Origin of the sequence: Catenibacterium sp. (assembly GCF_052354645.1) — a bacterium.
In the GTDB taxonomy this organism is placed as follows: domain Bacteria; phylum Bacillota_I; class Bacilli_A; order Erysipelotrichales; family Coprobacillaceae; genus Catenibacterium; species Catenibacterium mitsuoka_A.
In genome coordinates this window covers 1-6423 of the sequence record NZ_DAWDDM010000107.1, presented here as the reverse complement: position 1 = coordinate 6423, position 6423 = coordinate 1, and the positions used below count along the sequence as shown (strand labels likewise).

Below are 6423 nucleotides of genomic sequence, written 5' to 3'. Positions count from 1 at the left end.
ATATTATACTGATACAAATAATATTAGTAAATAATTTACCAATTTTTATATATAAATTATTTTCAATAATCACAATCCTAAAGTATACTCACAAAGTGTAGTTCATGCTTTTTATCACCTTAATCCTAGCTTTATCTTTGTGATAATAATTTCTTATTTTATAGAAATTCTATCATACGCATAATATAATTAATTTAAGGAGGATTTCGTTATGAAATATGTTGATAAGGTTTTAACAGAATTAAAAGAAAAGAATGCTGATCAGCCAGAATTCATCGAAGCGGCTACAAACATCTTAAAGAGTTTGGAACCAGTTATTGAAGCACACCCTGAATATGAAAATATGGCGATCCTTGAAAGATTTACTGAACCTGAAAGAGTTATTATGTTTAAAGTCCCTTGGGTTAATGATGAAGGTAAGACTATTGTGAACAGAGGTTACCGTGTACAGTTCTCTAGCGCAATCGGTCCTTACAAAGGTGGTTTAAGATTCCATCCTTCAGTAAACCTAGGTATTATTAAATTCTTAGGTCTTGAACAGATCTTAAAGAACTCTCTTACAACTTTACCTATTGGTGGTGGTAAAGGTGGTTCTGACTTTGACCCACAAGGTAAGAGTGATGCTGAAGTAATGCGTTTCTGTCAGTCATTCATGACTGAATTATACCGTCACATCGGTCCTAGCGTAGACGTACCTGCTGGTGATATCGGTGTAGGTGGAAGAGAAATCGGATACTTATTTGGACAGTATAAGAGAATTAAAGATGCTTACGAAAACGGTGTTTTAACTGGTAAGGCTTTACCATTTGGTGGAAGCTTAATTCGTCCTGAAGCTACTGGTTTTGGTGCTGTTTATTATGGTAATGAAGTATTAAAACATTTCAATGACAGCTATGAAGGCAAGACTATTGCATGTTCTGGATATGGTAACGTTGCATGGGGTGTTGCTCAGAAAGCAACTGAATTTGGTGCTAAGGTTGTTACTATTTCTGGTAGAGATGGTTATGTATATGATGCAGAAGGTGTCAATACTCAGGAAAAATGGGACTTCCTTGTTGAAATCAGAACTAAGAACGATGTTAAGTTAAAAGACTATGCTGAAAAGTTCGGTGCTGAATTCCATCCAGGAGAAAAACCTTGGGGTGTTAAGTGTGATATGGCATTCCCTTGTGCAACACAGAATGAAATCGAAGAAGAAGATGCTAAGAAGTTAGTAGAAAACGGATGTAAGTATATTATCGAAGGTGCTAATATGCCTACTACTCCAGAAGCTATCGCATACTTCACAGGTCATGAAGGTACTTTAGGTCCTGCAAAGGCAGCAAATGCTGGTGGTGTTGCAGTTTCTGCACTTGAAATGAGTCAGAACTCAATGCGTTATAGCTGGACTAAAGAAGAAGTAGATGCAAAACTACATACTATCATGGTAGATATCTACAATAACTCTGTTGCAGCAGCCAAAAAGTATGGCTTAGGTTATGACTTAATCAAAGGTGCAAATATTGCAGGATTTGAAAAAGTTGTAGATGCCATGATTGCTCAGGGTAACTATTAATATTAACGAGAGTTGTAATGGAATCATTACAGCTCTTTTTTGTGCCTTAAAAAAGGTGGATTATTCAAATTTCCACCTTTTTCTTATGATTATAGATTATACTTATTATAATATAACAGACTACCACCCCTGCAATCACAAACTTACATTCTTGAGAAAGATGACTTATTCTCAAAATCAGTAAAATCATAAATGTACTGATCATACAAATATTCTCTTGAAGTAATACTTTTGCGGATTTGTTTTTCTTCATACTATCAATAAGTTCATAAGCAAGTACTATTGCATCAAAAATAAAGATAACTGCAGCTATTCCTAAACGATACTTTGATGGAATCGTATCAAGTCTATTAAATATTAGAAATAGGAATGTAATGATTACACCAGTAAAATAATTTAGAATTTTTTTCATAATAACCTCTCTTACATATAAGAATATATTATTTTTTTATTAAATGCTAGGGATAGCGCCTGATTTCTTTTGTTTCTTTTTCTTTCTTTTCTCTTTAATATTATGAGTAATTGCGATTGCCTGGTAAATTATTACTGAACCTGATAATACTGCACCGATAATCGGATGTACAATACCTAAATGCAAAGGTATAAGAACAATAAGTGAAATAAGCACAAAGATATCAGTTTGTAAAAATACTTCTTTTGATTTGTTCTCTTTCATTCTGTCATTAAGAAGATATCTTAAAATGATTGCATCAAGCACAAAGAGTATAATTAATATAATTGATCGATTTTTTGATAATATTGTGTAAGAATCACCAATCATCAAATACCATACTGTGAACGCAGTACTCAATCTAGTACATATTTTCATGATGTTTGTTTTTGTGAAATTTTTTCATAATGATTTCTCCTATGAGAGTCTATTATTTTTAGATGTTGATTTTATTGATTTCTTATCCTTAACAAAATTGTAGACCAAACCTATAATTAAATACAAAACAGTTATAGATTCTACTTCAGAACGAAATCTTGATGGAACAACATTAAATGCTAGAAGTGTAAAAATAGTCGCCGAAACTAAAGTACAAACATAATCATCTAAAAACATTTTAATTGAATGATTTTTCTTTCTACTTTCAATAATTGCGATTATTGCACAGATTGCATCAATAATCAGAATGATAGCCACTATTGCTAGACGATATTGAGATGGAATCATATTGCTGCCATCTAAAAACTCAAACAAAAACGTAACTACTATACATATATAGATATTTAAATCCCATAATCTTTTCATAGTAAGTCCTCCTTAATAAAATATGAGTGTATAAATATAAAGTTTAGTGCTCATCCGCAAACTACTAGTTTTAAAACTATATGACTTTTTTGGACCGCTACCAAACTTTATTGTAAGAGTTATATAAGTTCTCCTATTATTATGACATTTATATTTTAAACAGCCTTTTACTTGAGTTCCTACCGCTAACTTAAAAGCTGGCATCACTTTTTTAAGGGATGAAATTGAAGTCGCTGTAAAAGCTAAAATACTACCTGCTAGAAGTCCAGCTGTTTGATAATCAACAGTGAAATTCATTTTATAATGTGATGCATTTCTAGGATGATTTGCATAAACAACACACTTTTTATTTCTTCCATTAATTGTGAGTACACCTGTCTTTTTATCATATACTATATAATCTACATGCTTTGTTTTCTTATTAATTACATCCACATATCTTTTTTCACTATTCTCAAATAATTCATAGGAATAATAATTCAAATTGTTTTCTTCAATATGATCAGCAAAAACAGTAGTTATCGGGATATTTAAAATCATCACAAGAGATAATAGTATTATCATTAATCTCTTCATTGCTTTAAACCTTTCTCTTTTTTAATTTCCATCTAGATGTTAACTAAATATTATCCTATGATCTTCAAATTGCCTATAATTCTCGCATAAGAGACACATTTTCATGCATAAAAGACATTCCACAGAAATTACATTTCAATCCAATAAAATAATATGCTAAAATATTACAGAGGTGAGGTTATGAATATACTGATTTGTGATGATAATACTGCTTTCGCAATGCAGCTAGAAAAAGATATAAGTGAATACTTTCATAATCCTAATATGAATATAAATGTGGTGACTGATCATTTTGATCAAATAGAAGGTACATATGATGTTATATTCATGGATATTGAATTAAATGATATGAACGGTATTGAAATCGCAAAATACCTTAAAAACAAGCATAACTGTCTGGTTATATTCACATCAAGTCACGAGAGTCTAGTGTTTAATACATTCCAAGTTGAACCTTTTCAATTCATAAGAAAGAACCATTATGATTATGATAAAAATATTGTCTTTAAGCAGTTAAAAGAGAAACTACTTACTCTTTATATTTCTATTACACTTAAAGATAGTAAACGTTTATTACAGATTCCTATTCAAGATATCCATTCAATTGTTTCTATTGGTCACGATTTAGTTGTCCATACACCTAAAGAAGATTATATGACAACTGGTACTCTTAAAGATTTCTGTAATGATTATATCAATACAACACTTGTTCAGATTCAAAAAAATATGATCATTAACCTTCAATACGTAGAAGATTACAATCGTAATACTATTCTATACAACAATGAAAATCTTTCTGTAGGACGTATTTATAAGAACAACTTTTTACACTATTACAAGGAGTATATGAAGCTATGATATTTGATTTCTTATTTTCAGTTATAAGTACTGCAATGCTTTGTTTTTGCATCAGCAGTATTTTAATACCAGAAAAAAAATATTACTACACTATTCTTTGTGCTCCTCTTACTCTCACAGAAACGTTTATTTTTACCAATCCTACTCTCCTCAATAACTTTTTATTGATCATTCTTATATGTGTAACACATGCATGTATGCTTTATATTCATAAATATAAAGCTGTGATTTATAGTATTTCTACAACACTTCTATTCTTTACTGCTTTACTTTTTGTGAATCTTTTATTTGTTCGTTTATTAAACTTATTTAATTTAGGAGAATTTTATGGACTTCCCTTCGGAATTCTTTATTGTATGATTTCCTTAGGCTTATTAAAGATATTAAAATATAATAGAAATAATCTTTCCTTCCTCGAAGAGAATAAGACCTTTGGTCTTATTGGGATTGTATTACTTGTATTAATCTCTTTATTAATGCAAGCTCTTTCTTTTATTAGACTACCCCAATCTACAATCATCTTAATGACTGTATTAGTATTTGTATTAAGCTTATTATTTATTTTTCTATTCTTCCAATATAGACAAAATTACTTAGAGAAAGAGAAGTTAAGAATACAAAGAGAAAATAATGATCGAATTAATCATATATATAATTCTTTACTAAAGAAAGAACATCGTATGCTTTATGTATTAAGAAAGCTTGATCATGTAATTTCTGATGAAGAGACACATCAATTCATTGAAAAAGAGATAGATGATCTAATGCATAAACAATATGTATCTCATACTAATAATCCTATCTTTGATCATAAGTTAACTATTCTTATGCAGAGTTTAGAAGATTATGATATCAAGATGATAGTCATGATTCCTGTTGATTCTCGTTTGGATGATGCAAATATTATTGAACAGATGGAAATATTCATTAGAGAACATGTAACAGATCATACAGAAATAAGACTAAAGGTTAAAGATAATCAATTCATTATAAATTGTAATGACAAAACAAAATCAATCCGCTTAAAAACGCCTCATTAACGAGGCGTTTTATAGATTATAAGATACAATATACAGCTTATGACGCTGAGCTACTACAATCAATGATCTTCCTACATCACTTTTCTTATAATACTTATAATCCTGAGTGAAGTCTGGCAACTGCTTTTGTGATACTTTTGCTTCTGTGATATATTTATTGAATTCTTCTTCTGTTTCATTATTCTTCTTATTAGTCAATGTAATGGGAAGATTTTTATTTTTAACTTCCTGTACCTCATAATATATTCCATCATTAGTAAATGAAGGAGAAGGTTTTACTTGATATACAATTGTGTTTTCTGAAGGGAAGTCGATATTCCAGTTTTCAGATATATAATTCATATTCTTATAATAAAGAAGCGTAGAGACAACCACAACAACAATAAGTGTTATAAGAATGACTAATATTTTCTTGAGTTTCATCATTTCACTCCTTTCTACACTTCAACTCTATATGAGATATGATTTATTGCCTATAATTCTTGCACAAGAGACATAAATTCTAGCATAAAAGACATTGAAAAAGTGCAGCCTAAGCCGCACTCCATTATAAATCTACACCATAATCAGTAACTACAACCTGTCCTGTAATAGGTGCTGCATCATCACTTGCTAAGAAAAGAGTGACTCTTGCAACATCTTCTGGACTACATGGTTTAAGGGATAAATCACTATGAGCACTCATAGCACCCATCATCTTCATATCCATTGTATCAGGTGTTAAGCCTGCTGCCATATCTGTAGTGATACTGCCAGGACAAATCACATTACAACGAATATTTTCTTTCGCAAAACGCATTGCAGTATGTTTAGTAACCCCAATAATAGCTGCTTTAGTAGATACATAAACAGCTCCTCCAGCACCAAACTGACCTGCAACACTTGCAATATTTACAATAGAAGCACCACTTGTCATAACCTTTAATGCTTCAGACATACAATACATTGTACCCTTTTGGTTAATATCAATAACTCTATTTAAGTCATCATAATCAATACGATCAATCGCATTTAATCCTTTATCAAGTACACCTGCATTATTCACTAATACATCTACTTTACCAAATGTTTCTACAGTTATCGCAACTACTTACTTTACATCAACAATATAACAAATAACAGTAGTAACACATAAAACA

The 6423-nt window shown here is 30.5% G+C and carries 9 protein-coding genes; 3 read left to right on the top strand and 6 right to left on the bottom strand.

Annotation, left to right across the window (positions count from 1 at the left end; all coding sequences use genetic code 11):
* Positions 1-211: 211 nt before the first annotated feature.
* Positions 212-1555, top strand: coding sequence for an NADP-specific glutamate dehydrogenase (gdhA, locus tag ACT8VG_RS06105; protein WP_195921316.1), 1344 nt, complete (start codon positions 212-214; stop codon positions 1553-1555).
* A gap of 64 nt (positions 1556-1619) precedes the next feature.
* Here gdhA and ACT8VG_RS06100 read toward each other — a convergent pair whose 3' ends face one another.
* The 4 genes from ACT8VG_RS06100 to ACT8VG_RS06085 all read right to left on the bottom strand — a co-directional run bounded on the left by ACT8VG_RS06100 (position 1620) and on the right by ACT8VG_RS06085 (position 3386).
* Positions 1620-1967, bottom strand: coding sequence for a hypothetical protein (locus ACT8VG_RS06100; RefSeq protein ID WP_440257863.1), 348 nt, complete (start codon positions 1965-1967; stop codon positions 1620-1622).
* A 39-nt stretch (positions 1968-2006) separates the two neighbouring features.
* On the bottom strand, positions 2007-2231 hold the full coding sequence (locus ACT8VG_RS06095; protein ID WP_147321707.1) for a hypothetical protein: 225 nt from the start codon (positions 2229-2231) through the stop codon (positions 2007-2009).
* A 192-nt stretch (positions 2232-2423) separates the two neighbouring features.
* A complete protein-coding gene (locus tag ACT8VG_RS06090) occupies positions 2424-2810 on the bottom strand; it encodes a hypothetical protein (protein ID WP_444195414.1) in 387 nt (128 codons plus the stop codon).
* A gap of 12 nt (positions 2811-2822) precedes the next feature.
* Positions 2823-3386: a hypothetical protein gene (locus ACT8VG_RS06085; protein WP_432268464.1), complete on the bottom strand. Its 564-nt coding sequence runs from the start codon at positions 3384-3386 to the stop codon at positions 2823-2825.
* 180 nt (positions 3387-3566) lie between these two features.
* On the opposite strand from ACT8VG_RS06085, the gene ACT8VG_RS06080 reads away from it, so the two are divergent.
* Both ACT8VG_RS06080 and ACT8VG_RS06075 read left to right on the top strand, forming a co-directional pair.
* Positions 3567-4244 carry a LytR/AlgR family response regulator transcription factor gene (locus tag ACT8VG_RS06080; protein WP_432270990.1) on the top strand — a complete coding sequence of 226 codons (678 nt, stop codon included), beginning with the start codon at positions 3567-3569 and terminating at the stop codon, positions 4242-4244.
* 197 nt (positions 4245-4441) lie between these two features.
* Complete coding sequence (locus tag ACT8VG_RS06075) at positions 4442-5284, top strand: hypothetical protein (protein WP_147321706.1); 843 nt, start codon at positions 4442-4444, stop codon at positions 5282-5284.
* Positions 5285-5293: 9 nt separating this feature from the next.
* Here ACT8VG_RS06075 and ACT8VG_RS06070 read toward each other — a convergent pair whose 3' ends face one another.
* Together ACT8VG_RS06070 and ACT8VG_RS06065 are read right to left on the bottom strand one after the other, a co-directional pair.
* Positions 5294-5707 carry a hypothetical protein gene (locus ACT8VG_RS06070; RefSeq protein WP_432270988.1) on the bottom strand — a complete coding sequence of 138 codons (414 nt, stop codon included), beginning with the start codon at positions 5705-5707 and terminating at the stop codon, positions 5294-5296.
* Positions 5708-5831: 124 nt separating this feature from the next.
* Positions 5832-6365, bottom strand: coding sequence for an SDR family oxidoreductase (locus ACT8VG_RS06065; RefSeq protein WP_444195415.1), 534 nt, complete (start codon positions 6363-6365; stop codon positions 5832-5834).
* Positions 6366-6423 lie beyond the last annotated feature (58 nt).